This window comes from Kordiimonas sp. SCSIO 12610 (assembly GCF_024398015.1).
Lineage (GTDB): Bacteria > Pseudomonadota > Alphaproteobacteria > Sphingomonadales > Kordiimonadaceae > CANLMI01.
This window is the reverse complement of sequence record NZ_CP073747.1, coordinates 454,503-468,972: the sequence shown is the minus strand read 5'-3', so window position 1 is coordinate 468,972 and position 14,470 is coordinate 454,503. Positions and strand designations below refer to the sequence as shown.

Annotated in this window: 12 protein-coding genes; 9 read left to right on the top strand and 3 right to left on the bottom strand. The window is 45.7% G+C overall.

Annotation, left to right across the window (positions count from 1 at the left end; translation table 11 throughout):
* Window positions 1–33: 33 nt before the first annotated feature.
* The 5 genes from KFF44_RS02210 to htpG all read left to right on the top strand — a co-directional run bounded on the left by KFF44_RS02210 (window position 34) and on the right by htpG (window position 6,646).
* On the top strand, window positions 34–996 hold the full coding sequence (locus KFF44_RS02210; RefSeq protein ID WP_255936723.1) for an ABC transporter ATP-binding protein: 963 nt from the start codon (window positions 34–36) through the stop codon (window positions 994–996).
* Window positions 993–1,730: an ABC transporter permease subunit gene (locus KFF44_RS02205; protein ID WP_255936721.1), complete on the top strand. Its 738-nt coding sequence runs from the start codon at window positions 993–995 to the stop codon at window positions 1,728–1,730. The genes KFF44_RS02210 and KFF44_RS02205 overlap by 4 nt, the downstream gene beginning before the upstream one ends.
* Window positions 1,730–3,571, top strand: a complete 1,842-nt coding sequence (locus KFF44_RS02200) for a Gldg family protein (RefSeq protein WP_255936719.1) — start codon at window positions 1,730–1,732, stop codon at window positions 3,569–3,571. Before KFF44_RS02205 ends, KFF44_RS02200 begins: the two co-directional genes overlap by 1 nt.
* Window positions 3,572–3,604: 33 nt before the next feature.
* Window positions 3,605–4,648, top strand: a complete 1,044-nt coding sequence (locus tag KFF44_RS02195) for a DUF4340 domain-containing protein (RefSeq protein ID WP_255936717.1) — start codon at window positions 3,605–3,607, stop codon at window positions 4,646–4,648.
* A gap of 108 nt (window positions 4,649–4,756) precedes the next feature.
* Window positions 4,757–6,646, top strand: coding sequence for a molecular chaperone HtpG (gene htpG / locus KFF44_RS02190; protein ID WP_255936716.1), 1,890 nt, complete (start codon window positions 4,757–4,759; stop codon window positions 6,644–6,646).
* 75 nt (window positions 6,647–6,721) lie between these two features.
* Here htpG and KFF44_RS02185 read toward each other — a convergent pair whose 3' ends face one another.
* Genes KFF44_RS02185 through KFF44_RS02175 form a run of 3 tightly spaced genes read right to left on the bottom strand, consistent with a single transcriptional unit; the run spans window position 6,722 to window position 9,761 of the window.
* On the bottom strand, window positions 6,722–8,017 hold the full coding sequence (locus tag KFF44_RS02185; protein ID WP_255936714.1) for an HlyC/CorC family transporter: 1,296 nt from the start codon (window positions 8,015–8,017) through the stop codon (window positions 6,722–6,724).
* A 50-nt stretch (window positions 8,018–8,067) separates the two neighbouring features.
* Window positions 8,068–9,195 carry a 3-dehydroquinate synthase gene (aroB, locus tag KFF44_RS02180; RefSeq protein WP_255936712.1) on the bottom strand — a complete coding sequence of 376 codons (1,128 nt, stop codon included), beginning with the start codon at window positions 9,193–9,195 and terminating at the stop codon, window positions 8,068–8,070.
* Window positions 9,192–9,761 carry a shikimate kinase gene (locus KFF44_RS02175; protein WP_255936710.1) on the bottom strand — a complete coding sequence of 190 codons (570 nt, stop codon included), beginning with the start codon at window positions 9,759–9,761 and terminating at the stop codon, window positions 9,192–9,194. The genes aroB and KFF44_RS02175 overlap by 4 nt, the downstream gene beginning before the upstream one ends.
* Window positions 9,762–10,018: 257 nt before the next feature.
* On the opposite strand from KFF44_RS02175, the gene KFF44_RS02170 reads away from it, so the two are divergent.
* The 4 genes from KFF44_RS02170 to KFF44_RS02155 all read left to right on the top strand — a co-directional run bounded on the left by KFF44_RS02170 (window position 10,019) and on the right by KFF44_RS02155 (window position 14,331).
* Complete coding sequence (locus tag KFF44_RS02170; RefSeq protein WP_255936708.1) at window positions 10,019–10,159, top strand: hypothetical protein; 141 nt, start codon at window positions 10,019–10,021, stop codon at window positions 10,157–10,159.
* A 38-nt stretch (window positions 10,160–10,197) separates the two neighbouring features.
* Window positions 10,198–12,264 carry a hypothetical protein gene (locus tag KFF44_RS02165; RefSeq protein ID WP_255936707.1) on the top strand — a complete coding sequence of 689 codons (2,067 nt, stop codon included), beginning with the start codon at window positions 10,198–10,200 and terminating at the stop codon, window positions 12,262–12,264.
* A gap of 24 nt (window positions 12,265–12,288) precedes the next feature.
* Window positions 12,289–13,200 (top strand): site-specific tyrosine recombinase XerD, encoded by a 912-nt coding sequence (locus KFF44_RS02160; RefSeq protein WP_255936706.1) that lies wholly within the window; start codon window positions 12,289–12,291, stop codon window positions 13,198–13,200.
* 171 nt (window positions 13,201–13,371) lie between these two features.
* Window positions 13,372–14,331: an acetyl-CoA carboxylase carboxyltransferase subunit alpha gene (locus KFF44_RS02155; protein WP_370691131.1), complete on the top strand. Its 960-nt coding sequence runs from the start codon at window positions 13,372–13,374 to the stop codon at window positions 14,329–14,331.
* Window positions 14,332–14,470 lie beyond the last annotated feature (139 nt).

Here is a 14,470-nt window from a genome sequence, read left to right as displayed (position 1 = left end):
AGCATTATATCACTACGGGTATAGGCACAAAATATGGGGCATATATCAGTGGATGTGTATATTGAAGCCAAAGACCTGAGAAAGAACTTTGGAACATTCAAGGCAGTGGACGGAATATCTCTCAGCGTTAAAAAGGGAGAAGTTCTTGGATTTTTAGGCCCAAATGGCGCTGGCAAAACCACAACAATGAAAATGCTAACAGGGTTTCTGAACCCTAGCTCAGGGTCTGCTCGGATATGTGATCAACTGATTACAACAGGAAACCCAGACGCAAGACGGTCCATTGGATACTTGGCAGAAGGTGCCCCCTTGTACGGGGAAATGACCGTAGAGGCTTTTCTTACCTTCATTGCTCAAGCACATAGAATTCCTAAAGACAAAATCAACGAAGCTGTTTCAAAAGCCTCAACCGCAGTGCAACTTGAAACAGTGCAAGGTCAAACGATTGATACGCTTTCAAAAGGCTTCAAACGACGCGTTGGTCTAGCCGCAGCAATAATTCACGAACCTGATGTTTTGATTTTGGACGAGCCAACGGACGGCCTTGACCCCAATCAAAAACACGAAGTTCGCAGCCTGATCGAAACCATGTCTGCAAAACGAGCAATCATTATATCCACGCATATCCTGGAGGAAGTAGATGCTCTTTGCTCACGTGTTGTTGTGATCAACAAGGGTCAGATTGTTGCCGACGATACACCTTCGGGCTTACGCGCAAAATCACGCTATCATAATGCGGTGACCATTACAGTTCCAAAGGAAATCAGTGCTGATGTTATTGCAACAATGAATGCAAATACCGATATCGATAAGACCGAATACACCCAAGAAGACAAATCGGTTCGCATTACAGCTCTCAATTACAAACATAAACCTATTGCAGCCACCATTGACGGGCTCATCAAAGAGGAAGGCTGGACCGTTGAACAATATGCTATCGAAGCCGGTCGATTAGACGATGTTTTTCGCTCTCTTACCCAAGGGAGTGTATCATGAACGATATGATGACAGTTTTTAGGCGTGAATTTTCCAGTTATTTCAAGACGCCGCTCGCCTACGTATTTCTGGTGCTTTTTCTCGTCATGCAGGGTTTGTTCACCTTCTATATGGGGCAATTCTTTGAGCGCGAACAAGCAGATTTACTGTCTTTTTTCACCTATCATCCATGGCTCTATTTATTCTTCATGCCGGCAATCGCGATGCGCCTATGGTCTGAGGAACGCAAAAGCGGAACCCAAGAACTCCTGCTAACATTACCACTTTCTACAGGTATGGTTGTTATTGGGAAATATCTCGCTGCTCTCGCCTTTGCAGGGGTTGCACTCATTCTGACATTTCCGATCTGGATCACCGTAAATTGGCTGGGCACGCCTGATAATGGACCTATTATCACTGGGTATATCGGGTCTTTGTTGATGGCAGCAAGTTATCTGGCCATTGGAGCGGCTATTTCTTCTATGACCCGAAATCAAGTAATAGCATTCGTATTAACCGTTACAGTTTGTTTTTTCTTTTTGGCGTCAGGGCTCCCTATAGTTTTGAACTTCTTTGAGGGATGGGTTTCAGACGCCATCTTGGTTGCTATTGCCAACCTGTCATTTCTTACCCATTTTGATAACCTTCAAAAGGGCGTTATAAGCCTCGCTGATGTATTTTATTTCGTAAGCGTAATAACACTTTGGCTTTTTATAAACAGATCGATGATCGAATTAAAAAGGGAGGAAGGATAATGCTTAAGCGATTAGCGCCTCTTCACCCCCTTAAGCCGATTTACCTTATGGTATTGGCCTGCCTTTTGTTTTTATCTCTATCCGTCTTGTCTGATCGGTTTCTCAGGGGAATATCATTCGATCTGACAGAAGATAATCTGTACACCTTGTCATCGGGCACAAAGGAAACTCTAAAGGCAATCGAGGAACCTGTTCAGGTAACCTTTTATTTTTCAAGAAGCCTGGCAGCGCCTTACCCCAGCTTGCTAAGCTATGGGAAACGAATAGAGGACACACTTAAAGCCTTTCAAGCTGTTGCACCAGGTGTCATTGAGCTTTCTTTCGTTGACCCTGAACCTTTTTCAGAGGCCGAAGATGAAGCGGTAGAGGCAGGATTAACGGGTGCACCGCTTGGTGACGGCTCCGTATTGTATTTTGGTGTGTCCGCGACAAATTCAACAAACGGTGCTGGAAATATCCCTTTCATTTCGGAGGAAAGAGAGACATTCCTCGAATATGATCTGATCAAAATGATCATTGATCTGGACGCTTTGGATAAACCAAAACTGGCACTTCTGAGCCAGCTGCCTCTTCAGTTTGGGCCAGGGGGACCGCAGGCTGCTTTACAAGGCCAGTCCCAACCTTATGTAATTTATGAACAACTTCAGGAACGGTTCGACATTACGGACCTTGATCAAGACTTCACAGACATTCCTGTAGAAACGGATATCCTGATGTTGGTTCATCCACCACAGTTAAATGATGATCAACTATATAAACTTGACCAATTTGTCCTAAAGGGTGGCAGAGCCCTTATTTTTCTGGATCCACATTCGGAATCGCTTGACCCGGGAGCGTTCGCACCAAACGGTTCGAACCTAGCCCCGCTTCTTAGAAATTGGGGCGTGGAAATACCAAGCGATAAAGTTGTTGGGGACGCATCACTAGCACAGCGGGTTCAAGTTGGCGGCTTTGGCGCTGATTCTATTCAGGATTTTGTGTTCTGGCTGGGCATGCGTGATGGGTTCCTGTCAAAAGAGGACATCGTAGCGGGCTCTGTCGATACTTTAAATATTGCCTCTGCGGGCGCTATTCTTCCACTTGAAGGTCACACCACTGAAATCACACCATTGGTTCAATCGAGCACAGTATCGATGCTTTTTGATGCAAGCCGCGCCGTTGGTACACCCGACACAGATAGCTTGCTTAGAGACTTGGAACCCACAAGCGAAGCCTACACACTTGTAGCCCGAATTCATGGGACTGCAGCCTCTGCTTTCCCAGCGAAATCCGGTTCAGATCATGTGGCTGAGGGCTCTATAAACTTGGTGCTCGCCAGCGACTCTGATTTGTTTGACAATAGATTTTGGGTGCAGTTGCAGGACCTACTCGGCCAACGCATTGTTGTTCCCATTGCCGGTAATGGCAGCTTTATTCTTAATCTGGCCGACCATCTTACAGGCTCTGAAGCTCTGCTTGAACTGAGAGGTAGGGGCATTTCAAGACGCCCCTTCAATGTCGTCGATAGATTGCGCCGTGAAGCAGAAGCAAAATTCCTGAACGAAGAGCAGCGGCTTCAAAATCGTATGGCGACGGTTGAAGCCCGCCTTGCAGAACTTGAAAGCCAAAAACCTGAGGGTGCGACAGTTATTTCAAATGAACAGGAACAGGAAATCAGCGTTTTCAGAAATGAATTACTGGAAACCCGCAAAGCACTCAGGGCTGTGAAACGAAATTTACAAGGCGACATTGAGCAACTTGGAAGTATCCTCGCGTTTCTAAATATTGCAGGTGTACCTATAGCCTTGATTATATTGATCGGGTTGCGTACATATTTGCGCCGTAAACAGTCTGTTGAATAACAACTTCGTTTCTATCGACCAGAAAGCCGATTTATGTCGCAGCGCATGACAAATATCCTTGGGTACTTAACCTTGTTTGCTATTTTAGGCGCAATATGGGTTTTGTTTGGCGAAGACCCTTCTCTTAACCAAGGTGCGCGCGGAGAAAAAACATTCCCGGACCTTGAGAAAACGATCAATCAAGCAGATGAAATTCATTTCGCGCAAAACGGCCAAAAAGTAACTTTAAAACGCGACAATGGCCTATGGACTATTCAGGAAAGACAAAGCTACCGTGCAAAAGGGGATAAAGTGCGCGATTTCTTGCGCGGTATTGCGCTTTCTGAACGCCGCGAACCCAAAACGGCAAGCAATGATCGCTTCGACCAAATAGGACTGGGCGATAAGTCATTAAATATCACCGTGTATGATCAAGAACAAAACAGTCTTGCTGAATTCAAAATGGGGTCTAGACGCGAAAACAGCGCAAGCGGTCGATCCTTGACGTATATTTACAAAGATGGCGACACAAGAAGCTGGCTCGTCAGCGGACTTTCCGCAGCAAATGCAGATGCTTCCTGGTGGTTGGACGATGATCTTTTTCTTATTGATGCAAAGCGCACCCTGGAACTAAAGGCCGGAGGAACCGTATTCATCCGCGAGCCTGAGACAAATCGCTATACAATTGCTAAACCAGAAACATCAGCAAACGTCATTCCTGCAATAACACCCTCTGATGTCGTTAATTTCTTAAGCGACGTTACCTTCACTGATATTCAGAAACGCTCAAACGAAACCAATAAAGCCTTAAGCACTGGCTATCTAAAAACCTACGACGGCCTATCACTTGCTTATTCCATATATAAGATTGATAATTCCTTCTGGTTAAACCTTTCCGCCTCGTTCAATCCAGATGCCAGAGACGCTGGCGAAGAAGGTATTTTAGAGGGCTCGCCCGAAAACGGGGAGCAGGAAGCGGCTGACATTAATAAAAAGACGAGCGGATGGCTTTTCGCCGTTTCCGATAAAGATGCCGAGATGCTTTTACGCAGCACTGACGACTATATAAAAAACAGCGCAGAAACATCAGAAAATTAGGCGCACAGCCTTGATACTTAAGTTCATATTCCCTAAATGACGTAACATAAAAATACTGGCACGGTATTCCGTGCCGCAATCTGTAATCACCAAAAAAGATGAGAGATTATGTCTGAGACCATAAGCGAAGAACTTGGTTTTGAAGCAGAAGTTTCCCGCCTTCTGCATATGATGGTACATTCCGTTTATTCCGAACGTGAGATTTTCCTGCGCGAATTGATATCTAACGCTTCAGATGCTTGTGACAAACGCCGCTATGCTACCCTAACGGACGCAAGCCTAATGGCAGGCGACGAGCAGTTTGGTATTTCTATCACCGTAGACCCTGATGCTAAAACGCTTGTTATTTCGGATAACGGCATTGGCATGAACCGGGATGACCTAAAAGCAAACCTTGGCACAATCGCCAAGTCCGGTACTGCGGGCTTCATGGATCAGCTTACCGGTGACGACAAAAAAGACGTACAGTTGATCGGACAGTTTGGTGTCGGTTTTTACTCAACATTTATGGTTGCCGACACTGTAACTGTATTGACCCGAAAGGCTGGTGAGGATGCAGGATATTTATGGGCAAGTGACGGGCTGGGTAAATATACGATCACTGACACAGAAAAAGCTTCTGTTGGTACTGACATCACACTTCACATCAAGGATGATGCAGCCGAATATCTGGAACAGCACCGCCTGCAAACTATCATCAATAAATATAGCGATCATATCGCCGTTCCGATTATGCTTGCAATCAAGGGCGGTGATGAGGAAGCAGCTGACCCAAAAATTATCAATGAAGGCTCTGCGATCTGGACACGGCAGAAATCAGAAATTACCGAAGAGCAATATACCGAATTCTATCGCCACGTTGGGCACGTTTTTGATGAACCGAGCCATACCCTCCATTACCGTGCAGAAGGCATGCAGGAATATACAGTCCTTCTGTTCATTCCAACGTCACGACCGATGGACCTATTTGATCCTGCACGCAAGAACCGAGTAAAATTATACGTTAAGCGCGTATTTATCAGCGATGATAACGCCGATATCTTGCCAGGCTGGTTGCGTTTCATGCGCGGTGTTGTTGATAGTCAGGACCTCCCGCTCAACATTAGCCGGGAAATGCTACAAAACAACCCAACACTAGAGCGCATGTCAAAAGCCATCACGAAAAAAGTGGTGAACGAGCTCGGCAAACTTGCAACCAAACAAACAGAAACTTTCGAAACGATCTGGAAAGAGTTTGGTCCCGTTATCAAGGAAGGCATCTATGAAGACTTTGAGCGCCGTGATGATCTGTTAAAACTCGCGCGCTTTAAATCAACTGGCACAGATGGCTGGACAACGCTCACGGACTACGTAGAGCGCATGAAAGACAAGCAATCATCCATCTATTATGTTATTGGTGCGGACGAGAATGCGGCCGCACGCAGTCCTCAGTTGGAAGGTTTTAAATCACGCGGCATTGAGGTTCTTCTTCTTTCTGACCCGGTTGATGAATTTTGGCTGCAAACAGTGACAGATTTTGAAGGTAAGGGTTTCAAATCCATTACTCGCGGCGCTTCCGAGCTTGCTGATATTGCTGACAAGGAAGAAACATCAGAACCTAAAGAACGCGCAAGCGAAGGGGCAATGACAACCCTGACAACCTTGATGAAAGAGGTGTTGGGTGAAAAAGTTCAGGATGTACGATCATCTGATCGTTTAACATCAACGGTTGCCTGCCTTGTTGCAGCGGATGACGCGATGGATATGCATTTGGAACGCATTCTTAAAGCGCATAACCAATTGGATAGCGTTCAAGCAAAGGTTCTTGAGATTAACCCCGAACATTCTCTGGTTCGCAAGCTCGCTGAAAAAGCTTCTGATTCTGGCGCGGTAGATACGCTCAAGGATGCTGTTCTACTGATCCTTGACCAAGCGCGTATTCTGGAGGGTGAAACACTTGAGGATCCAATAGCATTCTCAAGCCGCGTAACCAGTGTTATGGAACAAGGCTTAAGCTAAGAAATTAAAGGGTTATCACAGAACATTAGAAAGGGCCTTTTATGGCCCTTTTTTGTTAGGTGGAGATAAATAGACTCAGGTCAGTTTTTTGATCTTCAATGCGGTGACCTGATTACGTTTACGGCTACACACTTCGAACTGGTACCCATGAAAAGTAAATTTCTGCCCCGCAATTGGAATAGTTTCTGCTTCATGGATGACAAGCCCCGCAACTGTCGTTGCTTCATCATCAGGCAGGTGCCAATCAAACTTTCTATTTAAATCACGGATTGTCACCGTACCTTCAACATCGATAACACCGTCAGCGCCTTTGCGAACACCCGGGATATCAAAGTCATGCTCATCCGCAATATCGCCGACGATTTCTTCAAGAATATCCTCTAAGGTCACGAGTCCTTGAATTGCGCCATATTCATCAACCACAAGCGCAATATGCGCCTTGCGCTCAAGGAATGCGTTCAATTGTTCCCGCAGTGTTGTCGTTTCCGGAACAAACCATGGCTTGTTCATAATGCGCCGCACATTAAATCGGTGCATCTGCCCGCCTGCACGCTTCATAGCCCGCAATACGTCCTTGGAATGAAGAATACCAACGATATTCTCAATATCACCTTCAAAAACCGGCAAGCGTGTGTAAGGGCTTTTAACAACCGCAGAGATAATTTGATCCGATGTCATCGAAAGATCGAGCGCCTCCATACTTTTACGGTGAATCATCACATCTTCGATCGTTACTTCATCAAGGTCCAATATGGACCCAAGCATATCTTTATCTGCCTTGATCAACCCACCTTCCGCACGCTGAAGGTCAATAGCACCACGAATTTCCTCATGCGGTGTTAGGGCGTTATCGATATTGGAAATATCCCGACCAAACAGCTTCAAGGTGAACCTAACAATCGCCTGCACCACCGCAATCACAGGTGCAAACACAGCAACGATAAGCGCAATAAAACCTGATACGCTTAAGGCCATCCGGTCGGGGTTAGCGATTGCATAGGATTTCGGAAGAACTTCGGCAAAAATCAGTACCAAGGCCGTCATCACCAAGGTCGCATAAACAATACCTTCATCGCCGAATAGTGATAAGAACAATCCTGTTGCCAGCGACGTCGCTAAAATATTGATCAAATTATTCCCAAGCAGAATCGCACCGATCAAGCGCTCTTTATCTTCTATCAGCTTAGAAACCTTTGCAGCGCGTTTACTGCCATCTTTTTGAAGCTTGTGAATACGAGCCTTCGAGGCAGCAGTAAGCGCCGTTTCAGACCCTGAAAACACACCAGAGAGAAAAAGAAGGATAAAAATAATTGCTGATGTTATCCAGAATTCACTAGACGTCCAAAATGCACTATCAGTAAGCGTGTCCATTCACGGCCCTTTGAATGAGAGAACAGTAATTATATAGAACTTATCGTAGCTTAAACAACAGCTTCAAGCGAATTCTGCAGCACTTTCCTGATAATACTCGCATCAATGTCGCGGCGTACCTCAGCTTTACCCATCGCTCCGGTAATAAATACCATTTTACCGTCTTCAACCTTTTTATCTTGCGCCATATGTTTCATTAACGCATCCACAGTGAAGGTCTTGGTCAGTTCAGAACCCGTTGCATACATATCCACCGAGCGCAGATGGTTGATTAATCTTGATTGCTCGCGCGTGTCCGCAAGGCCCAGTTTACACGCCAGATCAAGCGCCATCACCATACCAATAGCAACAGCCTCACCGTGCAATAAAGTACCATCATATGCACACTCAGCCTCCAGGGCATGACCAAATGTATGCCCAAGGTTTAAAAGGGCCCGTTTCCCACCTTCGCGCTCATCTTCAGCGACAATCCTAGCTTTCGAGCGGCAACTATGGCCAATTGCGTAGGCTTGTATTTCTCTGTCAGCATCATTTGAGACCATTAAATGACCCTTTTTCTCGAGCCACTCAAAAAACTCAAGGTCATCGATCAGACCATATTTGATAACTTCCGCGTACCCTGCCCTTAGTTCTCGGGCAGGCAGCGTATCGAGCATTTCAAGGTCAATAATCACTTTTTTAGGTTGATGAAACGCCCCCAAGAGGTTTTTACCAAACTTGGTATTGATACCCGTTTTACCACCAACGGAACTGTCCACCTGCGCCAACAAACTGGTCGGCACCTGAATAAACTCTATCCCACGCCTTAGCGTAGCCGCCGCAAAGCCCGTCAAGTCACCAACAACGCCGCCGCCAAGGGCGATAACGACATCCTTGCGCTCGACCTCCAGCTCTAAAAGCCTGTTGATAACCTTTTCAAAATTTGCAAATGATTTACTACCCTCACCCGCAGGTACTGTGATTGTATCAACCTTAATATCGTTATTTTTCAGGGCCTCAACAGCCGTATTTAAATGCAGGGCAGCAACATTTTCATCTGTGATAATAACAGCACGTGGACGTTTTAAGACATCCTTGGTGAGATCATACAGCGTTCCAACAAGCCCAGCACCGATAACAATATCATAAGATCGTTCACCGAGTGGCAAATGAATAGTTTCCATAATATCGGCCATCATAGGGTTCCCTGTTTTAAAGGGGAGGCACTGCGTTTTTTTGATTGTAGCGCTTTCAAAATATCACCGACCACATCTTCATGTGGACCATCACCAGAATACACTTTCAAATCTGCTTCTGCATAAAAGGGGGAACGCTTTTCTGCTAGCTCAGTTAAAATCGCCCTCGGATCACCATTTTTAAGAAGCGGGCGCGTATCCCGGCGTGCTGTACGCTCCACCAAAACATCAATATCAGCGTCCAGCCATATCGATAACGCATCGCGTAAAATCAAATTACGTGTCTCATCATTAATGAAGGCCCCCCCACCTGTTGCAATTATCTTAGGCGGGCCATCAATGAGGCGGCTGATAACCCGGCGCTCACCGGATCTGAATTCTTCCTCGCCAAAATTTTCGAAAATTTCCGCAACAGACATGCAAGCAGCTTTTTCAATTTCATGGTCAGAGTCCACGAATTCAAGGGCTAATTTTTTTGCCAATCGTCGCCCAACCGTTGTTTTTCCTGCACCCATCAACCCTACAAGTACAATCGAACGGTCTATTTTGATTTTTTTCAACAAACTCATTTAACTCGTCTGACCAAAGATTCAATTCATCACATTTAAAAATATTTATACGCCAAAGATATAGTCTGCCAACTGTTTTCAACCAGTTACACCATAATTCAGCCGTAAATTTAGAGCATTGATAACGTAAAAAATAACGAATTCATTTCCAATGCCTGTGAGAAATACAAATTCAATGTATGAAAGTGAGCTGTTTCTGGACTTGATGCAAAGCTCGTCTTATAAGATTGGAAAGAATTTAAAACAAAAGGTCTTTTATGTCTAAAGTGACACAATTCATTATCGCCTTAATTGCTATTCTAGTCATTGGTGGCGGCATTTTTCTCATGTTCTGGGATATCCCAGCACCATCGGAAGAAGTCACTAAAACAATTAGTAATGATCGTTTCCCACAATAGACGGTTTAAAAATAGAACGACCCCAAAAAGGACAGGCCATGCAGAAAATCAACAGATATTCAAAAGTGATGTCGCTTGCGGCTATTTTGGGAATCACGTTGACTTCTGTTGCTCAAGACCAACAGGACGATGACCAAGCACCATCTGACGGCGCACCTGTTCAAATTGTAAAGCCATCCCAAGGCCAGAAACGTTTTTTTCTACAAACAAAGCAAAAAAACACCCGACAGACTGGGCCAAAACTTGCTGCCCCCCGCTCAATCATTCCTGAGCCCTTTGTTCCTGCTGGCAGCATTAAGATCCCTGCACCAACCTCAACTGCTATTGAAGAAAAGGCCGTCGACGGGCTTCCTAACGAAAACGGTCAATTGAGCATTGCTGACACTGAAAGCCAGACCGATGAACAAACTGTTGAAGGTTCAGAAGATTTAAATTCACCGCAATCACTATCTGACGTGCAAGAGGCACAAGCACCAACCGATTTCTATGAAGAAGGTGATTTAAGTGCATTTGACCCATCAAAAGCTGGCGTATTGGATAATCAAGCTGAATTTAATGCTGCCTTCTGGCAAGGATATGACAGAAAACAATATCTGGATCGCCTGAACAGATTTAAAGAGAATGCGGCCTCGCCAGTGATGAACGAGATCACCAGAAAGGTTGTATTGTCACCGACCGATATTCCTGAAACACAGGATGCCGGTGAAATTGACCTCACGATCAAAACCAGACTGTCTCTATTGGCATCAAAAGGATATGCCCGCGATTATCGGGCACTGATTGATAACCTTCCTAAAGACAGAGATTGGTCTTCGCTATCTCGAGAGTTTGCCCAGTCTCATTTAATTGCAAGCAAGTTGGCTGACGCTTGCGAGATCGCAGAAGCACAAAGAAAATCAGATAATTCTGAATACTGGCTCAGGTTATCCGCTTTCTGTGAAGCAGCAGAAGGTAATCGCGGCGCTGTAGACTTCCAATTAGGTATATTGGAAGAAATTGCAGAGATTGAGCCAACCTTCTATCGCCTGATCGATCATATTCTTATCGAGGCTGAGGAAAATTCCTCGGGAACGCTTCGTGACAATAGCCAGATTGAGGCGCTTGAGGGTGCGCTGGAGATCAATGTATTAGAAGCTGCAATGGCTCGACTTGCCCGTATTCAGATTAACGAATTCAAACTTGAAAATGTCAATCCTATGGCCGTTAGTATGATGTTAGCCGTTCCTTCTGTTTCAACAGAAGCCAAAGCGAAACTCATTCAGATGTCACTTCGTCAAGGGTGGTTAACTGCATCAGATTATCAGTCCTTTTACAGAGCCCTGGAACCAGATGAAGCAGAGAAATCTGCTGCTATATCCTTCGCTACAGCAGGGGAAAACTCCGATAATGTTGATGCAACACTCGCGAACCTAATTGCGCAGGAAAAGGATGAAACTATCCGCATGAATGCGCTCGAAAACGCATGGTTTAGAGCGCTTCAATCCCAAACCACATCTACAACTGGCCCTGTGTTTGCGATGTTAACCAAAAATGTAGAAATCAATGCAGTATTTGGTGACAAAGCAAGTTTGTTTGCGCGCATTGCCCTACTGGACGGCGATAGCGAGCGAGCCTTGGCTTGGCTGCGAACGCTTCGCACGCGTGCCGCGAATAATGACCCTTCTGCGGATATCGCACTTAAAAACATGTGGCCTATGATGGTTACAGGACTGAATATTAAACCGACAACAGAACAATTTAACATCTGGTGGGCCGCGCAATCTGAAACCAGTGATCGGTTTGAACGCGCCAATCTTTTATTATCAACATTTGATGCGCTTGGCATCGCTGCGCCTGAAGGCGCATGGGAAACTTTAGAAAAAGGGCCCGCTGCCCTAAGCGGCGAAGTCCCTTCACCTGCGCTTTGGCGTTCGTTCTTAATTGCTGTCAACAACCAAGATCGACCGCTCGCCCTGAGTTTGGGCTTTCGATTATTATCACCAACCCAAGGCGGACAGCTTTCTGCGTCACTGGTTGGATCCGTGCTCGGCAATTTAAAAGGGCTAGGATTTAATGAGGAAACGCAGAAATTAGCGACTGAGATATTAATCGCACAAGGCCTATAGGCATCAATAGCGTCCTTATATTTCATGACAGATCAGCAACAAATTGACTTGTTTTTGGAAATGCTCGCGGCAGAGAAAGGGCACTCTGAAAACAGTCAGGCAGCCTACCGGCGTGACCTCTCTGGATTTTCAGACTTTCTACCCACTTCACTGGAAATGGCATCAACTGATGACATACAGGCCTACATTCAGCTGCTAAACCAAGAAGGCCTGAAAAGCTCAACCATCGCCCGCAAGACATCAAGCCTAAAGCAATTTTATCTATTTTTATTCAGAGATGGCTTTAGATCAGATAATCCCGCTGCAAAAATTGAAACACCCCGAACAGAAAAACGTTTACCCAGATTTTTAAAGCAAGATCATGTTGAAATTCTTCTTGATTATGCGGAGAGTGAGGCAAGAAATGGGTCACTTTCCAGCGTTCGACTACATGCAATTCTAGAAACTTTATACGCGACCGGCCTTCGTATCAGTGAATTATTGACACTACCCCGAAAATCTATCGGCCCTGATACTGTGCTTCTGACAATTAAAGGTAAGGGCGGGCGTGAACGTATGGTCCCAATTGGCGAGAAAGCGCGCAAGGCCTTAAAAGCATATATTATGATGGTTGACGCGGAGATAGCCAAAAAACGGCAGCCTGCCCCCTACTATCTATTCCCATCAAGAGGCAAGGAAGGGCACCTAACGAGAAGACGGGTAGGCCAACTCTTGAAAGAACTGGCGGTTCATGCAGGCGTACCAACAGACCTTTTAAGTCCTCATAAAATGCGTCACGCGTTTGCAACACACCTATTAGCGCATGGCGCTGATCTACGGGCGGTTCAGCAAATGCTTGGTCATGCTGATATTTCTACCACGCAAATCTACACGCATGTTCTTGAAGAACGGCTGAAATCATTGGTTTTTGAGAACCATCCCCTCGCCGATCAATAAACCCCTACGGAACTCGGAAGTTTTTCTCGATAGTTTTTTCATGAAAACACCTCCTGTCTTGTCTATCAGTGCTTGATACCCTATATCTATAGATGCTATGCGAGCGAATTAGCTTTGACCTCGGATAAGAGACATGATCCGATGAAAAACAAAAATCAGGATACCACTAAGATGATGACTTTCCTCGAGTTTGAGAAACCCATTGCGGAACTTGAAGGTAAAATACGTGAACTGCGTAGTTTTTCTGGAAGCGGCGGTGATGTAGATATTTCCCTTGAGGTAGGGCAATTAGAAACCAAACTTGGTAAACTTCTGAAGGAAACATACGAAGGCTTGTCACCTTGGCAGAAAATGCAGGTTGCGCGGCACCCGGAGCGACCACATTTCCCTGATATCATCAATCACTTGTTCCAGGACTTTACACCACTCGCAGGCGACCGGGCGTTCGGCGAAGACAGTGCTATCAGTGGCGGCCTCGCTCGTTTCCGCGGCGATGCCTGCGTTGTAATTGGCCATGAAAAAGGGTCTGACACCCAGTCCCGTATTAAACATAATTTCGGCATGGCCCGCCCAGAAGGATATAGAAAAGCCATCCGTTTGATGGAGATGGCGGATCGGTTCGGCCTTCCTGTGATTACATTTGTGGATACACCCGGTGCATACCCCGGCGTTGGGGCAGAAGAACGCGGTCAGGCAGAGGCAATTGCACGCTCAACGGATACTTGCCTGTCTATTCAGGTGCCAATGGTCACTTGTATTGTCGGTGAAGGCGGTTCAGGCGGCGCTGTCGCAATTGCGGCTGCAAACCGTGTATTGATGATGGAACACTCGCTTTACTCTGTCATTTCCCCAGAAGGGTGCGCGTCTATTTTATGGCGCACCAATGATAAAGCTGAAGACGCCGCAAACGCCCTTAAAATTACGGCTCAAGACCTGTTAAATCTGGGCGTAATCGATGGAATTGTTGACGAACCCCTTGGCGGAGCTCACAGAGATCCGGAGCGGGCGTTAAATGCTCTTGGGGATGCTGTTCAATCGAATTTGCGCGAAATGGCTGGCATTGATGGGAATCGCCTTCGTGAATTACGCCGTGATAAATTTTTAGCAATCGGCAACATTGGCCTGGCCTAAAATAACCGCAGTAGCCAATCATCTGATACCGAATGCGAATCATTGATTTTGTTAGCTTTCCAAAAGGCTTCAACAAAACTGATGGTTCGCTTATTCTATTTCGCCCACAAGATATGGTAGGAAACCCAAAGGCTTGCTA

Coding starts and splice junctions, on each gene's coding strand:
- KFF44_RS02210 (WP_255936723.1), top strand. CDS start 34: ATGGGGCATATATCAGTGGATGTGTATATTGAAGCCAAAGACCTGAGA.
- KFF44_RS02205 (WP_255936721.1), top strand. CDS start 993: ATGAACGATATGATGACAGTTTTTAGGCGTGAATTTTCCAGTTATTTC.
- KFF44_RS02200 (WP_255936719.1), top strand. CDS start 1,730: ATGCTTAAGCGATTAGCGCCTCTTCACCCCCTTAAGCCGATTTACCTT.
- KFF44_RS02195 (WP_255936717.1), top strand. CDS start 3,605: ATGTCGCAGCGCATGACAAATATCCTTGGGTACTTAACCTTGTTTGCT.
- htpG (WP_255936716.1), top strand. CDS start 4,757: ATGTCTGAGACCATAAGCGAAGAACTTGGTTTTGAAGCAGAAGTTTCC.
- KFF44_RS02185 (WP_255936714.1), bottom strand. CDS start 8,017: ATGGACACGCTTACTGATAGTGCATTTTGGACGTCTAGTGAATTCTGG.
- aroB (WP_255936712.1), bottom strand. CDS start 9,195: ATGATGGCCGATATTATGGAAACTATTCATTTGCCACTCGGTGAACGA.
- KFF44_RS02175 (WP_255936710.1), bottom strand. CDS start 9,761: ATGAGTTTGTTGAAAAAAATCAAAATAGACCGTTCGATTGTACTTGTA.
- KFF44_RS02170 (WP_255936708.1), top strand. CDS start 10,019: ATGTCTAAAGTGACACAATTCATTATCGCCTTAATTGCTATTCTAGTC.
- KFF44_RS02165 (WP_255936707.1), top strand. CDS start 10,198: ATGCAGAAAATCAACAGATATTCAAAAGTGATGTCGCTTGCGGCTATT.
- KFF44_RS02160 (WP_255936706.1), top strand. CDS start 12,289: ATGACAGATCAGCAACAAATTGACTTGTTTTTGGAAATGCTCGCGGCA.
- KFF44_RS02155 (WP_370691131.1), top strand. CDS start 13,372: ATGATGACTTTCCTCGAGTTTGAGAAACCCATTGCGGAACTTGAAGGT.